At 73.0% G+C, this 14,520-nt stretch carries 13 protein-coding genes and 1 pseudogene; 11 read left to right on the top strand and 3 right to left on the bottom strand.

Going from position 1 to position 14,520, the window contains the following annotated elements; all coding sequences use genetic code 11:
- The first annotated feature begins 12 nt into the window (after window positions 1-12).
- From ACFYTE_RS35605 to ACFYTE_RS35575, 7 genes are all read left to right on the top strand, one after another.
- Window positions 13-1,215 carry an MCE family protein gene (locus ACFYTE_RS35605; RefSeq protein WP_388719601.1) on the top strand — a complete coding sequence of 401 codons (1,203 nt, stop codon included), beginning with the start codon at window positions 13-15 and terminating at the stop codon, window positions 1,213-1,215.
- Complete coding sequence (locus ACFYTE_RS35600) at window positions 1,212-2,483, top strand: MCE family protein (protein ID WP_388719555.1); 1,272 nt, start codon at window positions 1,212-1,214, stop codon at window positions 2,481-2,483. Before ACFYTE_RS35605 ends, ACFYTE_RS35600 begins: the two co-directional genes overlap by 4 nt.
- Entirely contained in the window at window positions 2,480-2,998 is a 519-nt protein-coding gene (locus ACFYTE_RS35595) for a hypothetical protein (protein WP_388719553.1), read from the top strand. The genes ACFYTE_RS35600 and ACFYTE_RS35595 overlap by 4 nt, the downstream gene beginning before the upstream one ends.
- Window positions 2,995-3,750, top strand: coding sequence for a hypothetical protein (locus ACFYTE_RS35590; protein WP_388719551.1), 756 nt, complete (start codon window positions 2,995-2,997; stop codon window positions 3,748-3,750). Before ACFYTE_RS35595 ends, ACFYTE_RS35590 begins: the two co-directional genes overlap by 4 nt.
- A gap of 26 nt (window positions 3,751-3,776) precedes the next feature.
- Window positions 3,777-4,319, top strand: a complete 543-nt coding sequence (locus tag ACFYTE_RS35585) for a nuclear transport factor 2 family protein (RefSeq protein ID WP_388719549.1) — start codon at window positions 3,777-3,779, stop codon at window positions 4,317-4,319.
- A gap of 558 nt (window positions 4,320-4,877) precedes the next feature.
- Window positions 4,878-5,531: a hypothetical protein gene (locus ACFYTE_RS35580; RefSeq protein WP_388719547.1), complete on the top strand. Its 654-nt coding sequence runs from the start codon at window positions 4,878-4,880 to the stop codon at window positions 5,529-5,531.
- Between the two features lie 67 nt (window positions 5,532-5,598).
- Window positions 5,599-6,843 (top strand): lytic murein transglycosylase, encoded by a 1,245-nt coding sequence (locus tag ACFYTE_RS35575; RefSeq protein WP_388719546.1) that lies wholly within the window; start codon window positions 5,599-5,601, stop codon window positions 6,841-6,843.
- 309 nt (window positions 6,844-7,152) lie between these two features.
- Here ACFYTE_RS35575 and ACFYTE_RS35570 read toward each other — a convergent pair whose 3' ends face one another.
- Together ACFYTE_RS35570 and ACFYTE_RS35565 are read right to left on the bottom strand one after the other, a co-directional pair.
- Window positions 7,153-8,331, bottom strand: a complete 1,179-nt coding sequence (locus ACFYTE_RS35570; protein ID WP_388719544.1) for a Cmx/CmrA family chloramphenicol efflux MFS transporter — start codon at window positions 8,329-8,331, stop codon at window positions 7,153-7,155.
- A 410-nt stretch (window positions 8,332-8,741) separates the two neighbouring features.
- A complete protein-coding gene (locus ACFYTE_RS35565; protein ID WP_388719542.1) occupies window positions 8,742-9,173 on the bottom strand; it encodes a MarR family winged helix-turn-helix transcriptional regulator in 432 nt (143 codons plus the stop codon).
- 148 nt (window positions 9,174-9,321) lie between these two features.
- On the opposite strand from ACFYTE_RS35565, the gene ACFYTE_RS35560 reads away from it, so the two are divergent.
- The 4 genes and pseudogenes from ACFYTE_RS35560 to ACFYTE_RS35545 form a co-directional block, all read left to right on the top strand.
- The gene (locus ACFYTE_RS35560) at window positions 9,322-10,728 is read left to right on the top strand and encodes a DHA2 family efflux MFS transporter permease subunit (protein ID WP_388719599.1); all 1,407 of its coding nucleotides are present in this window, start codon (window positions 9,322-9,324) and stop codon (window positions 10,726-10,728) included.
- A gap of 443 nt (window positions 10,729-11,171) precedes the next feature.
- Window positions 11,172-12,005 (top strand): helix-turn-helix domain-containing protein, encoded by an 834-nt coding sequence (locus ACFYTE_RS35555; RefSeq protein WP_388719540.1) that lies wholly within the window; start codon window positions 11,172-11,174, stop codon window positions 12,003-12,005.
- A gap of 152 nt (window positions 12,006-12,157) precedes the next feature.
- A complete protein-coding gene (locus ACFYTE_RS35550; protein WP_388719538.1) occupies window positions 12,158-12,850 on the top strand; it encodes an SDR family NAD(P)-dependent oxidoreductase in 693 nt (230 codons plus the stop codon).
- Window positions 12,851-12,939: 89 nt separating this feature from the next.
- A pseudogene (locus ACFYTE_RS35545) lies at window positions 12,940-13,138 on the top strand (IS5/IS1182 family transposase); the annotation flags it as partial.
- Window positions 13,139-13,234: 96 nt separating this feature from the next.
- On the opposite strand, the gene ACFYTE_RS35540 reads toward ACFYTE_RS35545, so the two are convergent.
- A complete protein-coding gene (locus tag ACFYTE_RS35540) occupies window positions 13,235-13,975 on the bottom strand; it encodes a class I SAM-dependent methyltransferase (RefSeq protein ID WP_388719536.1) in 741 nt (246 codons plus the stop codon).
- Window positions 13,976-14,520: the final 545 nt, after the last annotated feature.

Here is a 14,520-nt window from a genome sequence, read left to right as displayed (position 1 = left end):
CTCACCGGCGGGATGGCCGTGGGCGCCGGAGCGGGCGGACTGCTCGCCCTGGCCCTGGGCTTCGCGCTGGCGGTCGGCGCGTTCACCGTACCCCTGCCGCGCTTCGGCGGGATCGAGAACCTGCCGCTGCCCGGCGGCGCCGACCTCGGCTCGCACCCCTACACCGTCACCGCCGAACTCGACGACGTACTCAGCCTCGTCCCGCAGGCGGCGGTCAAGGTCAACGACGTCGCAGTCGGCACGGTCACCGCCATCGACCTCGACCACGACGGCTGGGCCGCCCGCGTCACCATGAAGATCAACGGCGATGTGCGGCTGCCCGCCGGCGCCGGCGCCCGGCTTGAGCAGTCCAGTCTGCTCGGCGAGAAGTACGTCCAACTCGTCGCGCCCGGCACATCGGACAGCGCCGGCCGGCTCGGCGACGGCAGTGTCATCCCGGTGTCCCGCACCGGCCGCAACACCGAGGTCGAGGAGGTGTTCGGTGCACTGTCCCTGCTGCTCAACGGCGGCGGCGTCAACCAGCTCAAGACCATCACCAAGGAACTCGACGCCGCCCTCGGCGGGCGCGAGCCAGAGGTCCGCTCGATGCTCAAACGGGTCAACACCCTGGTCACCGACCTCGACGGGCACCGCGGGGACATCACCGACGCCCTCGACGGCGTCAACCGGCTCGCCGCCACCCTCGCCGGCCGCAAGGACGACGTAGGGACCGTCCTCACCGACCTCTCGCCCGGCCTGAAAACCCTGGACGAACAGCGCGGCTCGCTGCTGACCATGCTGCGCTCCCTGGACACGCTCTCCGACGTCGCCGTCTCCACCGTCAACGCGAGCAAGGACGACATGGTCGCCGACCTCAAGGCACTCGCACCCAGCCTGCGGGCACTCGCGGACGCGGGCACCGACCTGCCCGACTCGCTCCAGGCGCTGCTCACCTACCCGTTCACCGACGAGGTGCTGCGCGGCATCAAGGGCGACTACCTCAATGTGTACCTGAGCATGGTCGCCGCCCCCGGAACGCAGATCATCCCGCCGCTGGTGCCGCGGAGCACGCCCTCGCCCTCCGCCTCGGCGCAGGACGCACCCGGCACGGCCCGCGGCAAGAGCGCCACCGAGGGGTCCCGCGGGAGCGCCCCCGCCACCCGGGCCCCGACGGCGCCGCCGCTGCCGCTGCCGTCCGTCACCACGTCCTCCAAGGACGGAGGCGCCACGCCGTGATCACCCTCGCCGTACGCCTGAAGAACCTCGCCTTTCTCGTCATCGCCGTCCTCGTCCTCGGCCTCGTCGGTATCCGCTACGCCGACCTCGGCCGCTACGCCGGCGTCGCCGACTACTACACCGTGGACGTCCGACTCCCGCGCACCGGCGGCCTGTTCACCCACTCCGACGTCACCTACCGGGGGGTGTCGGTGGGCCGGGTCGGCCCGATCGGCCTCACCGCGGACGGGGTCGTCGCCGAACTCCGCATCAAGAAGTCCGCACCGCGCATCCCCGCCGACACCCAGGCCGTGGTGGCCGGGCTGTCCGCGGTCGGCGAGCAGTACATCGATCTGCGGCCCGCGAGTGACGGCGGGCCCTATCTCGCCGACGGCACCCGGATCGACCAGGCCGACACCGAGGTGCCGGCGCCCGTCACCGATGTGCTCTCCAGCGTCGACGGCCTCGCCCGGTCCGTGCCGCTGGACGATCTGCGCACGGTCGTCGACGAGTTCGGCAAGGCGTTCGAGGGACACGGCGACGACCTCCAGGTGCTCCTGGACAACGGCAGTGCCTTCGTCGAGGCCGCCGACCGCGCCCTGCCGTCCACCAGCCGGCTCATCCACGACGGCGAGACCGTGCTGCGCACCCAGGCGGAAGAAGCGCGGGCCGTCCGCGGCTTCGCCACCGGGGCCGAGCGACTCGCCCGCGCCCTCAAGGGGTCCGACGCCGACCTGCGCCGTCTGCTGACCGTCGCCCCCGATGCCGCCGGCCAGGTCAGCGGCGTCCTACGGGATCTCGACCCGAGCCTCGGCGTGGTCCTCGCCAACCTGCTGACCACCTCCGAGATCGCCGTCACCCGGCAGCGCGGCATCGAGGAACTGCTCGTGAAGTACCCGGCGGCCGTGTCCGCCGGAGCCACCGCCGTCGACGGAGGAAAGGTGAACTTCGGGATGGCCGTCACCTTCTTCAAACCCCTGCCCTGTACCGCCGGTTATGGCGGCACCCGATACCGCGACGGACTCGATCTGGGCACCGCGCCGCCGCTCAACACCGGCGCCTCGTGCACCGCCCCCGCCACGAGCGGCAGCAACGTACGCGGCTCGGCGAACGCGCCCAGGGGCGGCCCGGTGCCCGACCCGGTCGAACCGCCCTCCCTGCCCTCCGGCAGCGCCGCACCGACCGCCGCCCGGGCGCTGCCGGGTGCGCTCGCCCTGGACGGCCTGGGCGACGGCGCCCCGACGGACCTCGCGGCCCTGCTCGATCCGACCGCCGAGGCCGCCCGATGAGGCCCGCCCGGATCATCGCGGCCGCGGGGCTCGCCCTGGCGCTGGGGTTCTGCGGCACCGGCGCGTGGACCTACGCACAGGCCCGCGGCGACGACGGGCTCGCCTACGGTCGGGAACGTGACGCGGCGCTCGCCGACGGGCGGCGCGCCGTCGCCGTGCTCAACACGCTCGACGCCTCCTCGCCGGAGCGGGCACGGGCGGGCATCCGGGCCTGGCGCGCGGCGTCGACCGGCCCGCTCCGGGACGAACTGGGCCGTACCGAGCCCCGCACCGGCGCGTCGGCCCGGGGCACGGTCACCGAGGCCGCCGTCACCGCCGTTGACCCGCGCGCCGGCACGGCCAAGCTCATCGCGGCCGTACGCGTGGAGGTCACTCCGGCCGGGTCGAAGACGCCGACCACGGACCGCAAACGCCTGGAAGCGGTGCTCGCCCGTACGGCCGCGGGGGAGTGGAAGGTCCAGGCGCTGAACGCGGTACCGCTTGCGCGGACGGCGACCGAGGAGGACGCCCGATGACGCGACTGCTGCGCGACGAGACGGAGGGCGCGGAGACCGAAGCGCCGCGGGGCGCGGAGACGGACGCGCCGCTGAGGGTGGAGGCGGCAGCGGGACAGGGCGCGGTGGCGGAAGCGTCTCGGGAGGGCGAGGCGGCGGGACCAGCGGCGGAGGACGGGACGGGCCCGGTTTCCGAGGCGGAGTCGGGCGAGGGGGGCCCGGCTTCCGAGGTGGAGTCGGGGGAGGAAGAGGTTTCCGGGCGGCGACGTCCGGGCGTGCGGGTGTGGCGCGCCGCGGTTGCCGTGCTCGCCGTGGTCCTCGTCCTCGCCGGCGGCGGTTTCTTCTACGGCGCCCACCAGTTGACGTCCACCGCGTCGGCCCGGAACCGCGCGCTGACCGACACCGAGGCCACCACCCGGGTGGCGGGGGACGTCGGGAACGCCCTCGCCCGCGTCTTCTCGTACACCCCCGACGGCCTCGACGCCGCCGAGCGCTCCGCACGCTCCGTCCTCGACGGCCGCGCCGCCCGCCAGTACACCGAACTCCTCGGCCGGATCCGTGCCGAACTGGCCGAGCAGCGCGTCACCCTGAGCACCCAGGCCGTACGCGTCGGAGTGATCGAACTCGACGGCGACAGCGCCCGGCTGCTGGTCTTCCTCGACCAGGTCTCCCGCCGGGACAAGGCCGCGCCCGCCTCGGCGGCGGCCCAACTCGCCGTCACCGCACGGCGGGAGCGCGACCAGTGGCGGATCGTCGACATCACCACCCGCTGAACGAGCGCGGGAGACGGGAGCACTTCATGAAACGAGCGGTCCGCGCCCTCGCCGGAGCCCGGACGCTGCCGGCCCTGGCCCTCGCACTCGTCCTGATCGCGGGCGGGTTCGCGGCGTGGACGGGCTGGGACTGGTACGCCGCGGCGCACGACGACTCGGCCGGGTACGCCGCACAGCGCGACGCGGCACTCGCCGCCGGTGAACAGGCCGTGCAGAACCTGAACACGCTCGACCACCGCGACGTCGAGCGTGGCCTCGACCTGTGGGAGTCCTCGACGACCGGTGACCTGCACGACCAACTCGCGTCCGGACGCAAGGAGTTCGCCGCCCAGGTGCAGACGGCGAAGACGGTCACCACGGCCCGGGTGCTGTCCGGCGCCGTGACCGAACTCGACGACCGCGCCGGCCGCGCCCGGGTCCTGGTCGCCCTGCGGGTGACCGTGAAGGCGTCCGGCGCACAGAGCACCGACAAGGACAGCCGCCTGCTCGGCGAACTCACCCGGACCGGCGGCCGGTGGAAGCTCAGCGCCCTGGGCCAGGCGCCCGTGGGCGGCACATCAGCCGGCTGACCCGGACCCGCGCCGCGCGCCGGCCGGCCGCACGAGAGGACGACAGATCCGATGTCGACGACCCGTCACCACATCAACCGTGAGCGTCGGCGCCAGGCCCGCGAGGCCCGGCCCTCGGCACCCGCGTCCGCGTCCGGGCCCGGAACCGGTCCGGTCGGGCCGGCCGGCGAGGCCCTGCCCGGCGCGGTCGCGCCGGGACCGTCCCGCTCCGGGCTTGCGGTGCTGCCCGAGCGCGCTGCGCCGCCCGCGTCCCCCCGCCGATCCACGGCCGTCGAGCCCGCGAAGCCGGACGGCACGGACCGGTCGGACGGGGCGGACGGCACGGACTCGGTCCGGGCGGACCGAACGGAGGGGGCGGGCAGGTCGGGCCGGTCGGACAGAACGGACCGGGCGAACCTGGCGGACGGGTCTGACGGGTCTGACGGGTCTGACGGGTCTGACGGGTCTGACGGGTCGGACGGGGCGGGCCGGTCGGGCGGCACGGACCGGTCGGACCCGGCGGGTGCGGGAGACGCGGGGCGCGCGGCAGGCGCGCGAGGCGCGGGCAATGCGGGGGACGTGGGGGATGCGAGGGACTCGGCGGGTTCTGGAGACGCGGGGGATGCGGCAGGTGCACGGGACATGGGGGTCGCGGGGGGCGGCCGGAGACGGATCCGCCGTCCGTCCCGCGGCGTCGGCCTGTCCCTGCTGTGCCTGCTGACCCTCGTCCTCGGCGGCTTCGCCGGCTGGGCGCACGCCCGCGCCGAGACCCTTCGCGACGACCCGGCCCTGCGCAACACCGCGCTGAGCGACCCCGCCCGCACCAGCGAGATCAAGGGGCAGACGGCGAAGGCGGTCGCCGCGCTCTTCTCCTACGACCACGCCGATTCCGCCGCCTTCGACAAGGCCACGGAGGACCTGCTCACCGGGAAGGCCGTCGCCCAGCACGAGGCCCTGCTCGCCGGCGTCCGGGCCCGAGCCGACCGGCAGAAGGCGTTGATCACCACCACCGTCACGGACAGCGCGGTCGAACGCATCGACGGCGACCGGGCCCGCGTCCTGGTCTACGCCGACCAGAGCAGCGTCAGCACCGCCGGGGACAAGAGCGCGGCGAACACCGAGGACAAGCAGGCCGCGGACGGCGGCAGCTACGCCGGGGCCATGCTCGCGGTCGACGTGGTACGCCGCGACGGGCGCTGGCTGGTCTCCGGCATCGACACCTTCGGCCGCTGAGGTGCCGGCGCCGCCGGCCGGGGGCGCCGGCACCGGTGTCCGGCCCATCGACAAGGGAGCGACAGCCATGCCCGCACGCCGCCTACGCCGCCCGCAGGACCGGACCCTACGGGGTCTGCGGGCCACCGCCATCGCCGTCGCGGCCGTGGCGGTCCTCACCGCCTCACAGGCGCCCGGTCTTGTGCCGAGCGCCGACGGCGGCCCCGGCCGACGGGCCGCCGACGACGCGCCCGCACCGGCCACGGGCACCCCCTACGCCGATCTTGCGCCGCCCGGTGACGGCTCGTACCACACCGAACTGCCATCTTTGACGACACGTCAGATCCCGCGTGGCACCGGGGAGACCACCCGGATCACCGCCGAGTCCGGCATCCCGGCGACCGTCCTGCGCGCCTACCGCACGGCCGAGAGGGCGGTCGCCCGCACGGACCCGGGCTGCGGGCTGCCCTGGGAACTGCTCGCCGCGATCGGCAAGGTGGAGTCGGGCCATGCGCGCGGCGGTGCCGTCGACCGGGCCGGCACGACCCTCGGCCGGATCACCGGCCCGGCCCTCGACGGACGGGGCTTCGCCCTGATCCGGGACACCGACGGCGGTGTCCACGACGGCGACCCGGTGTACGACCGGGCGGTGGGGCCGATGCAGTTCCTGCCCTCGACCTGGGCCCGGTGGGGTGTCGACGGCAACGGCGACGGCCGCGCCGACCCCGGCAACGTCTTCGACGCGGCCCTGGCGGCCGGGCACTACCTGTGCGCGGGGGACCGGGACCTGGACCGGGCCGCCGACCTGGACCGGGCGATCCTCAGCTACAACTACTCGCGCACCTATCTGAACCTGGTCCGGCAGTGGCTCGACTTCTACCGGCGGGGCGTGCACGGCGTGCCCGACGGCGAGGGCGTCGTCCCGCGGTCCCCGGGCGCCGGCAGCGACACCCCGGCGACCGGGCCCGTGGACGGCGAGGGCGAGGGTACGGACGGCGGCGGGATCGTCATCGGACCCGACCCGGGCGGCCCCACCCCCACCCGCTCGCCTTCGCAGTCGCCGAGCCCCGGCCCGTCCCCCTCCGCGACGGCCACGACGGGCCCGGAGCCGTCGCACTCGCCCGGGGAACCGCCCGCGCCGGACCCGTCCGACTCGCCGACCGGGGGCTCCTCGGCCACACCGGACCCCACCGGAACCGCGACCACCTCCCCGGACCCGGGCGACCCGACGCCCGAGCCGTCCTGCCCCGATTCCGCACCGAGTCCGTCCCCCGCCGAGCCCGGCCCCACCGATGACACCCCGTCCTGCGCACCGCCCACGCCGACGACGTGAGCAGACGGCCCCGCGCACCGCGCGGGGCCGAACCGGACACCCGTCGGGGCGTGCCAGAACCCTCGGCGGCCCCTTCGGTGTCCGCGGCGGCCGACGTGTCGCGACTACCGTACGGACAGGGCCGCCCACGCGACTCGAACAGCCTGAGCAGATCGCTCACGAAGCCCGTACGAGCCGAGGCCGGACGGCGCACGGTGTCCCCGATCCGTACGACGGCGTTGACGAACCCTCCGGGCAGGGCGGACTCGGACATCCCCGCTGTGCCGCACCGTCGTACCCCGGACCCGACCGGGGCCACCGGGCCGCACGTCAGCGAGCCCGCTCCCGTGTGTTCCCGCTCGCCGCGTACCGGTGCCGGACCGCGTATGCGACGACCGCAGACGCGGCGAGCGCGGCGAGCGCCGCGCTGACCCACGCGGCGGCGCGGTAGTCGCCGGTCGCCCCGGTCACGGCCCCGGCGAACAACGGACCGAGGAACGCGCCCGTGTTGAGCGTGACCGTCGCGAACGAGCCGCCCAGCGAAGGCGCGTCGGAGGCCACCTGCATGACCCGGTTGACGAGGGCCGAGCCGATGCCGAACGACAGTCCGCCGAGGACGACGGAGAGGAGGAAGAGGGGTGCCGGCCGGCCGCTGGTCAGGGCCAGTGCCGCCCAGCCGAGGGGCAGGGCGCACAGGGCGAGGGCCATGCCCCGCCCGAGTCCGCCCCGTGCCGTGCGGCCCGCCGTGTTGACGCCGATGAACGCGCCCGCTCCGAACGCGGCGAGCAGCCCGGGTACCGCACCGGCGGGCAGTCCCGCCCCCTTTGTGGCGATGACGGCGAGATAGGCGAACGTCGCGAAGGTGGCCCCGTTGACCGCGGCGGCGAGCGCCAACGCGAGCCGCACCGAAGGGGACTTCAGCGTGCGCAGCTCCCGCCGTACCGACACCTGCTCCCGGCCGGCCGCCTCGACGGGCGCCGAGCGGAACACGAGCGCCAGCGCGGGCAGGCACAGGGCGGCGACCGCCCAGAAGGCCGAACGCCAGCCGGACCACTCCCCGAGCAGCGCGCCCGCGGGCACACCGACGACACAGGACAGTGTGACCCCCGACAGCAGGACGGCGGTCGCACGGGCCTGCCCGCCCCGGGGCGCCAGCGCGGTGGCGACGCTCATCGCGACGGCGAGGAAGCCGGCGTTGACGATCGCGGCCAGGACGCGGGTCGCGAACAGCACGGCGAAGTCGGTCGTGACCGCGCCGACGACATGGACGGCGACGAAGGCGACGAGGAAGCCGGCCAGCGCGCGGCGGCGCGGCCAGCGTGCGCTCAGGGCGGCCATGGGCGGCGCCCCGACGATCATCCCGATGGCATAGGCGGAGGTCAGGCCGGCGGCGGCGCCGACCGGCACGGACAGCTCGCGGGCGATGCCCGGCACGAGACCGGACAGCATGAACTCGGAGGTGCCCTGCGCGAAGACGGCGAGGGCGAGGACATGGACGAACACGGGCACTGAGTCGGCTCCAGCGGTGGTGTGCGGGCAGGAACATCCGCGCGCTGGACATCGAGGGCGTCACCTGGTGCCGACGGGGACACGAGGGATCCGGACCAGACACACGGAGCAGGTGTCCGGTCACCGGCAGCGGGTCGGCCGAGGAGCGTTTCGCTCGTCAGCGGATCGCAGGCCGCCGGATGACCGGCGGCTGTGCTCTGTCCGACTCAGGGCTTGTCACGCGGGGCACGTTACCCGCGGCACCGCCGGTCCTCAACCGGATGACCGAGACGACCGGGCCGCAACCGACCGGCAACCCACCTGCCGGCACCTCCCGCCGCCGCTATGACCCTTTCCGGGTTCCCGGGGCCGGGCCGTTCGGCCGGGTGTGTGCGGCGGCTTCCGGCCAGGTGTGGGTGCGAGGGGCGTGCTCAGGCGGTCGCCTTGCGGATGTGGGCGAGCAGGGCGCGCAGTTGGGCGCGGTCGTCCGCGTCGAGCGCGGCCGTCGCCTCGGCGAGCGCCCGCCGGTCCACCTCTTCCGCCTCGCGATGGCAGCGCAGGCCCTCGTCGGTGAGGCGCAGCAGGAACGCCCGGCGGTCGTGCGGATGGCGTACCCGTTCCACCAGACCGTCGCGTTCCATGCTGTCGACGATGCTGGTCGTGGTCCGCGCCGCCACCCCCGTCAGCTCGCTCAGGTCCCGCATGCGCAGCGGCCGTTCGGCTCGGGCGAGCATCCGCAGGGCGCGCAGCCGGGCGACCGAGGCGCCGCCCGCCCGCAGCCGGATCTCCACGAACTGCCGCAGCTGGTGGGTGGTTTCGTACAGCTCGTCGATCAGGACGTCACTGCTCTCGTGCACTGCCATGTCGTTTCCCCGCTTCGTCCGGCGACCATTCTATGAGTACGCGCATAGTGAGTATGCTCAGCATGTGCTGTCGTCCCGATCGTCCCGACGTCGTCCCGTCCTGTCCGTCCCCTCCCTCCGGCTCAGCCAGCGCCTGGTCGTCCCCGTCATGTGTGTCTGTGTGACGTTCCTCGCGATCGTCGACGGAGCCATCACCACCGTGGCGCTTCCCTCGATCGCCCGCCAGTTCGGGCTGACCACCGCCGCCCTGGACGGGGTGGTCGTGGTGTACCCGGTCTGTCTGGCCATGGCCATCCCCGCCTCGGCCTGGCTGGTCGAGCGGTTCGGCGGCAAGCGCGTCCTGCTCACCGCGCTCGTCGGCTTCCTCGGCTCCTCGGTGCTGTGCGGCGCCGCCGCCGGCCTCGGCCCGCTCGTCGTCTGCCGCGCGGTGCAGGGCCTGTCCGCCGGAGTGCTGTTCCCGGCCGCGGCGTCCCTGCTGTTCGTCACCTTCAACTCCTCGGAACAGGTGCGCATATCCCGGTACATGATCATCCCGCAGCAGATCGCGCCGGCCGCCGCGCCCGTCCTCGGCGGAGTGCTGGTGGACCAGTGGTCCTGGCGGTGGGTGTTCTACGTCAATCTGCCGCTGGGCCTGCCGGTCGTGCTGTTCGGCCTGCTGTTCCTCGACCGGCACCGGGGCCACCGGCCGGGCCGCTTCGACCTGCCCGGCCTGCTGCTGAGCGCGGCGGCCCTGGGCGCCCTGATGTTCGGCGTCTGCGAAGGACCCAACCGCGGCTGGTCCTCGGTGACGGTGATCACCGCGCTGGCGCTCGGCGCGGTGCTGCTCGCCGCGGCCGTCGCCTTCGAACTGCGCACCAGCGAACCGCTGTTGAGGCTCCGCCTCTTCGCCGACCGGCTCTTCCGGGACACCAACCTCATCAGCCTGGTGGGCCTGGTGCCCATCATGGGTGCCATGTACCTCGGCCCGCTCTTCCTCCAACAGGGGCAGGGCCGTACCGCGCTGGAGTCCGGCACCAGCACCTTTCCCGAGGCCTTCGGCGTCCTGCTGACCGTTCAGGTCGTCGGGGTCTGGTACGCGCGCGTCGGCCCGCGGATCATCATCGGCTGCGCCATGGCCGGGGTCAGCGCGGTCCTGCTGCTCTTCGCCACCTGCGACCAGGACACCGGTCTGTGGACCTTCCGCGGCTACATGTTCCTCCTCGGCATCGCCATGGGCGGCGTCTTCATGCCGACGACGGTGGCCTCGCTCGCCACCCTCGCCCGAGGTGACCTGGCCCAGGCGTCCACACTGAACACCGTCGTGCGCCAGAGCGCAGGCGCGCTCGCGCCGGCCGTGGTGACCACCGCCCTGGTCCTCGGCACCCCCGCGGCCGCCGCGGCCCAGCCGCCGATCTCCGCCTATCAGCACGCCTATCTGACCCTCGCCGTGATCGCCGCGCTGACCTCGGTGTTCGCCTTCACCCTCCCCGACGGCCCGGCCCGCGCCGCCGCCCGCGGCACCACCGCATCGAGCACCCCGGCCGGGGCGCCGCGCCGCCGGGAGAGCGCCCGTTAGCTCCGCCGGGCGCGTCGTTCCCCGCCGCTGAAAGTACAGGAAAACTGTACAGCCCAGCCTGTATAAATTACGGTCGGCGCATGAGCAACGACCGCAGTCCGCCCGCGGAGTCGGCCGCACGCGCCGCGCAGGACGTCCGAGTGGTCGTGGGACGCCTGCAGGTGGCCTTCGAGGGCTTCGCGGCGATGTTGCTACGGTGACGGCGGCTGTGATGAACGCCTTCATCGCGGCTTCCTTCCCGGATTTGGCCCGGCTTCCCAAAACACGGTGACGTAGTGGTTCGACGTGGTGGTCATGCTTGCTCCTCCTGAGTCCGAACAGCATCGTTGTGCGCCGTTCACGACTCGACACTGAGCCCCCGGGGCGCGTCGGCGGGAGCTAGGGGACTTCGTGGTACAGCGCGTACCACCCAGCGGAGCGGGGCGTGCGGGAGGATGGTGTGCATGGATCAACTCGGTGCCGCGCTGCGGGCGTGGCGGGACCGGCTGGACCCCGCGACGGTGGGCTTCGCACACGGCTCACCCCGTCGGGTCCCCGGTCTGCGACGCGCGGAGCTGGCGACGCTGGCCGGCATCTCGGTGGAGTACGTGGTCCGGCTGGAGCAGGGACGGGTGGCGACACCCTCGGCGCAGGTCTGCTCGGCCCTGGCTCGCGCCCTGCACCTGTCCGACGACGAGCACGCTCACCTTTTGCGCATGGCCGGTCACGCAGCGGACCGGAGCCGGGTTCCACGAATGATCCCAGGGAGCCTGTACCGGATCGTGGACCAGCTCGTCGGCAACCCGCTGGCGATCTACGACGCCACCTGGCAGTTGCTGCACTGGAATCCGCTGTTCGCGGCCACGTTCGGCGATCCCACGGTCCACGGTGTGGGAGACCGCAACGTCTTGGTCTGGCAGTTCCGGGGTGAACTGCCCCGGGTCCGGCAGACGGCGGCCGAGCGGGCGGCGTTCGAGGAGTCCCTCGTCGCCGACCTGCGCGCGACGACGAGCCGATACCCCGACGATCCCGACCTCGCGGCGTTGGTATCGAGGCTGAACCTCAGCCCGCGGTTCTGCGAGTTGTGGTGCCGCCGAGCGGTGGGCGGTCACCAGAGCGCGCACAAACTCGTCCAGCACCCGGATGTCGGAGACATCGCCATGAACTCCGACATCCTCAACACCCAGGACACGAACCTCCGCCTCGTGGTGTACACGCCGCAGCCAGGCACCGACGCCCGCAGCAAACTCGAATTCCTTGCGGCCATTGGGGTCCAGAGGATGTCTCCTCAGGGATGAAGGCCCGCGTTCCGCCTCGTCCGGTGGACCGGGCCGCTGGGTGGTACGCGCGGTACCAGGAAGTCCCGTAGCTCCCCCCAACCCTGCCGGGGACCCAGCATGGAGTGTGTGAACAGCGCACGACCGTGCTGTTCGGACCAGGAGGAGCCAGCATGACCACCACATTCATCACCGGGGCCAACAAGTCCCTCGGTTTTGAAACCGCCCGTCGCCTCGTCGAGGCGGGGCACACCGTCCTCCTCGGCGCCCGCCACCGTGAGCGCGGTCGGGCCGCGGCCGAGTCGCTAGGCGCCCGGTTCGTTCAGATCGACGTGACCGACGACGCCTCGGTCCAGGCCGCGGCCGCGGATGTCGCCTCACATGAGGGAACGATCGACGTCCTGGTCAACAACGCCGGCGTCCTCGGCAAGGTCGGCCCCGTCGAGGAGTACACCGCGGCCGACGTGAGCGCCGTGCTCGACGTGAACGTCGTCGGGATCGTGCGCGTCACGCACGCCTTCCTCCCGCTGCTGCGCAAGTCGCCGAACCCCGTGATCGTCAACGTGTCCAGCGGGATGGGCTCCTTCGGCATGACCCAGGACCCGGCGCGGATCGAGTCGCAGTATGCCCTGCCCCTCTACAGCGCCTCGAAGGCCGCGGTCACGATGCTCACCACGCAGTACGCCAAGGAACTGAAGGACGTGAAGGTCAACGCCGCAGACCCCGGGCAGACCGCGACCGACTTCACCGGCGGCCTCGGACACAGCGTCGCCGACGGCGCAGAGTCCATCGTGACCCTCGCGACGATCGGCCCGGACGGGCCGACGGGACAGTTCATCGACCGATCCGGGAACCTCCCGTGGTGAACCTGCCCTGAACTCAGGGTCGGTCGACCCGCCGCCTGCGCGTACCTCATGCTCGTAATCCCTATGCTCAGTGATCACGAAGGACGGCCGTGCCCGCGCTGCCGGCTTGCCTGCTCGAACCCCCGTGGGACCAGTTCGCCGCGCTCCTCCCCGTCCGGGAGGAGTTCGTCGTCGGCCACCCGCTGGGCTGTCACCGCCGCCGGATCCCCGACCGAACCGTCTTCGAGCACGTCCTGCTCGCGCTGGTCCATGGTTCCGGCCACGAGCGGATCCACGCCCGGATGCTCGTCGGAGAGGACGAGCGAAGACTCGCCAAGTCCGGCGGCCTAGCTGGCTAGGGCCTGTCCGGCGAGGGGATGCCTCCACGTCTCGGCGCGGCGGAACTTACGGTTTGTGGGTCACCCAGAGCAGTTCTGCCGGCCAGCGGTGTGCCCAGTCGGGTGGGTCGGTTTCGTTGTAGCCGTTGGGTGTTCCGAGTTCGGGCCGCGGCTCGATGAGGTCGTCGATGATGAGACCCGCGCCGCGCAGGACCTTGACCCAGTCGCCGTAGGTGAGCTGATAGCTGGTCGCGCCGTCGCCTTCGGCGATGGTGTTCAGCCCGAAGTAGTCCTGCTGCAGCGTCGTGGTGACGCGGCTGGCGGCTTCGTCGTAGCAGGCTTCGAACCATGGGCTGGCGACGTTGAACACCAGGCGCCCGCCTCGGCCCAAGACGCGTGCGGCCTGCGGGACGGCCAGGTGCGGGGGCGCCCAGCTGAGCCCACCGAAGTCGCAGAACACCAGGTCGAAGCTGTCGGCGGCGAAGGGGAGTTGTTCGGCGGCGCCTTGCACTAGCGGGTAGCGGGCCGCTCCCATCGCGCGGGCCGCTGCGGCGAGTTGGGCTTCGGACAGGTCGAGCCCGACCACGGTGGCGCCCTCGGCGGCGAGCGCCCTGGACCACTGGCCGGCGCCGCAGCCGAGTTCGAGGACGCGCTTGCCGGTGACGTCGCCCAGGGCGTGCAGGTGCGCGTCGGGGATGGAGTACATGCCCCACAGCCGGGGTGTGGCGCCGATTTGCGGGTCGTGCTCGTGCTGGTAGGCGCTGCTGATCTGGTTCCAGAGCCGCCGGTTGGCGGAGATGCTGTCCACGTGCCGACTCCAGCACTGCCTGCCGGCGGCGGTCAACACGATTAGGGCACTGGCCGGCCCTCGCCTCGGTCCGGCCCTGGCTCGGCCCATGATCCGCCGGACGAGCCCCAGAGGGCACATCGGTCATGTACGACCCGGTGACGAACAAGGTCGGGGAGTATCAAGACCTGGCCGGCCCGTACGTCATGATGCGTCCGGTGGGCGGGGGTGGTGAGTGGGAGGCGGACCCGGCCCTTCTCCGCCCCGCCACCCCTGCCGAGCGGCTCAGCGCGGGTGTGAAGTGTGCCAACGCCCGCAGTCGGGGCGAAACGCTGTGAGTGCGCCGGTCCGCCGCACGTTCGGTTTCGTCAACTGGCGGTCACGGCCTGACATGGACGACGAGTGCGCGTTGTCTGCGTGAGGTTGACGGGGCGGTGCTGGTGGAGTGGATTGACACCGGAAGCGGACCCGGAATCGAAGTGTGGCGTGCCCGGAACACGTTCGCGGATACATCCCGTAAGGCTGTCGCGTGTGCAGCCCGGTCCACGCGGTCGGGAGAGAGCCGA

The organism is Streptomyces sp. NPDC004629, from assembly GCF_042873595.1.
Lineage (GTDB): Bacteria > Actinomycetota > Actinomycetes > Streptomycetales > Streptomycetaceae > Streptomyces.
Note: the sequence above shows the minus strand (reverse complement) of the source record. Positions and strands in the feature narration are given on the sequence as shown.

Bases quoted from the DNA above. Each gene is read 5' to 3' on its own strand.
- ACFYTE_RS35575 (WP_388719546.1), top strand. From the start codon at position 5,599: ATGCCCGCACGCCGCCTACGCCGCCCGCAGGACCGGACCCTACGGGGT.
- ACFYTE_RS35595 (WP_388719553.1), top strand. From the start codon at position 2,480: ATGAGGCCCGCCCGGATCATCGCGGCCGCGGGGCTCGCCCTGGCGCTG.
- ACFYTE_RS35590 (WP_388719551.1), top strand. From the start codon at position 2,995: ATGACGCGACTGCTGCGCGACGAGACGGAGGGCGCGGAGACCGAAGCG.
- ACFYTE_RS35585 (WP_388719549.1), top strand. From the start codon at position 3,777: ATGAAACGAGCGGTCCGCGCCCTCGCCGGAGCCCGGACGCTGCCGGCC.
- ACFYTE_RS35565 (WP_388719542.1), bottom strand. From the start codon at position 9,173: ATGGCAGTGCACGAGAGCAGTGACGTCCTGATCGACGAGCTGTACGAA.
- ACFYTE_RS35550 (WP_388719538.1), top strand. From the start codon at position 12,158: ATGACCACCACATTCATCACCGGGGCCAACAAGTCCCTCGGTTTTGAA.
- ACFYTE_RS35555 (WP_388719540.1), top strand. From the start codon at position 11,172: ATGGATCAACTCGGTGCCGCGCTGCGGGCGTGGCGGGACCGGCTGGAC.
- ACFYTE_RS35560 (WP_388719599.1), top strand. From the start codon at position 9,322: ATGTGTGTCTGTGTGACGTTCCTCGCGATCGTCGACGGAGCCATCACC.
- ACFYTE_RS35605 (WP_388719601.1), top strand. From the start codon at position 13: ATGGCCGTGGGCGCCGGAGCGGGCGGACTGCTCGCCCTGGCCCTGGGC.